General features: G+C 34.5%; 2 protein-coding genes. One reads left to right on the top strand and one right to left on the bottom strand.

Features of this window, described 5'->3' with window-relative positions; genetic code table 11:
• Positions 1 to 1,431: hypothetical protein (locus E1140_RS00825; RefSeq protein WP_155178056.1), on the bottom strand; the 1,431-nt coding region annotated here is incomplete at its 3' end.
• Between the two features lie 113 nt (positions 1,432 to 1,544).
• Between E1140_RS00825 and E1140_RS00830 the strand changes: the two genes are divergently transcribed.
• A partial coding sequence (locus tag E1140_RS00830; protein ID WP_155178057.1) for an ArnT family glycosyltransferase occupies positions 1,545 to 2,804 on the top strand: 1,260 nt, incomplete at its 3' end.

A 2,804-nucleotide genomic window follows, 5' to 3' on the forward strand; every position in this document is an offset into this window, starting at 1 on the left:
TTTTTTGGATGGTGACAGTACGTTGGCTCCTGCCAAATAACCTTCTGAATTATTAACAATTTTAGGATGTCCGATAAGAAGGTTAACTTTTGAATCGATCAAATAATTTATATCTGAAATCTTGCTGTGACCGGGCCTTGTGTCGAATACAATGCCATTTTTGGCAATGTATTTATCATTTAACCCTAACATATCAATAGTATACAAATCTGCATAATAAGGGATAGCACCAGCAGCTGTTACTGCTATTTTAGTATGTGTGGAGTCAAAGTAGTCGTTTAAGGTTTTTCCAACAGAAATCCATTTCTCTTTATATAAATGTGACTCCAATTTGGATGCACTTTCAACGCCAAATCTTAAACCTTTAATTTTCCCAAATAATAATGGATGTGCCAAAAGCCCTAAAAATAGGAGGCCAATAGAGACTTTTCTTGAGTTACCATTCAAACCTTCTAGCCCCTTGATAATTAGCAATAACAAGAATGGTATAATGGGTACAAGGAACCTGAATTCCATAAATCCACCACCAATTTTCAGAACGTATGCTACCCAGAAGAGGATTACAACACTTGCAAGCCCGGTCAATGTAGGTTTCGAGATATTGTGAATTACTGCTTTTGACTCTTTGAAAATAGTCTTGACTAGTATATGTATAGAGGGTAGCATAAATGTGTAAAGGAGAAACATTAGCACGAACATGAATCCATTAAAAAGTACCTCTAAAGGTTTTTCAATTCCACCTTTGACATAAAATGTATTAGGCAAAATATTTCCGTAGTAATCCCATTTCCAAATTAGCCAAGTAAATACAATAAGACATGCAGGAAGAAATAGAGTAAAGTACCTTTTAACTCCGCTTGAGGTGAATTTAAATTCATTTATGATATTGATTAAGATGATAACACCGGTTATTAAAATAAAAAGTCCTGAGTCTAACCTGTTTAATAAACTGATTCCAGAAATAAACGAATAGAGAAAAAGAGTGGCTAGTTTTTTTTTGTTGATGTACTCAATCGCAAGCCAAAAAATGCACAAACAAAAGAAAGTTTGAGCAGATGTCTCAAGTCCACCAGTGGCATAAATAGAAAAGGAATAATTAAAGGAAGTCAGGAATAGAAACAGTGTACTATTCCACCCTGTGAAAACTCGATTTGCTATATTATAAACAATTAAAAGCGAGAGTATAAAGAACATAATGCCAATGATTTGGCTGAATAGCACAGGCTCTATTTTTAGCTTTAAACCAATTGAAATAATTAGGGTCCATAAAAAATTACTATAACCTTCAACCCCAATCTCACCAATGTTCCACCTAAGGCCATTCCCTTCAGCAAAGCTCTTGGCATACCTAAAGCTAATAAAGGCGTCATCCTGAATGAATTTATTTAACCAAGCATAAAGTATGGCAAGAACAGTAATAACTTTGTTCACTAATGTTGGGGTAAAACTATGTTTGAACACTTTATGTAGGAGTTGTAATTAAAATATCTCTTTTGGTTTAAGCCTTAACTTATAAACATATATATTATTCGAAATTAAACCCAATGTATAAATCCTATATGTCAGAGATTAATGTTAGCCATATACTAAAGTGGGCTTTATTTTTAGTTATAGCAGTCTTTGTAGTCTCACTTTATCACCGTTATATACAGCAAGATGAGCCGTGGTTTGGTGAACAGGCTTACTGGCTTGTAAAGGAAGGTAATGTCAAGATAAAAAGTATGCCGGGCATTTTTGATTGGACTTCTAATATGATTATTTATCATAAACTAGTGGTTTGGTTAGGTGCGGCTGTGGTATTCTTATTTGGATGGAGCGTGTATTATTTCAAGTTATTGATACTTCTTTTTTTTAGCACAACAGCATACTTCATTTATCGGTTTTTAAAAGTGAAAATGAAAACAGGAGATGCTTTAGCATTTCTTGCAGTTATACTATTATTTCTTACACCAGAACTCATTCATCGAGGCTTTATTTACCGACCTGAGGTCATGGTGATGTGCTTTGGGTTTCTTTCGTTCTATTTTATCCATGATTATAAATCAGCTCCAAGGCTGATGTTAGCGGGTCTTTTTGCGGGACTTGCCTTTCTAAGCCACCTCAATGGAATGATATTTCCGGTGGCAGGCTTTATTTATCTTCTTATTCAAAAACAATGGAAGCCTTTAATGCTATTTGCTCCTGTAGCTTTTGTGGTGTCAATGATTTATACCGTAGGTCTGTGGAGTCAGGAGTCAATAGAAATTTATATGTTTCAGTTAAAAAACTGGCCCACTCATCAAGATACCTTTAGTTCAAAAGTAGATGGAAATGTATTTAATACTATTGTAGGCCATATTCAACGAATTTTAGGTGAGCACAAACGCTATTTTTGGGATCAAGATGTCTGGGGTATAAGCGGGCTTTTCATAATATCTATGTTGGTTTCATTTAGAAGGAGCAAGAAAAATTATCCAGCCTTAATGACTTATACTTTAATTCTTCTCATAAGCATTGCTGTTCTAACAAGTAGCCATAGTCCAAGATACTTGGTTGCTCTTATGCCTTTTATGGTCATAACCATTGCCCTTACTATATTCAGTATAAAGGATTTAAAATGGAAAAAAAAGGCTGTTACAGCATTGTTTTCGCTCATGGTTACTGCGCAAATAGTATTTGCTTGCATGGCTTATTCAAAAATTTTCAGAACTAATGTTGATCATGTACGAAAGCACTCTCAGACTCTGGCTAAAATGGAAAAGGGAAAGAATATTCTTGCACCCTGGTCTATGATCTATAACCAGATTGATGAGTATAATTTTTTT

Source organism: Fulvivirga lutimaris (assembly GCF_009711525.1).
GTDB lineage: Bacteria > Bacteroidota > Bacteroidia > Cytophagales > Cyclobacteriaceae > Fulvivirga > Fulvivirga lutimaris.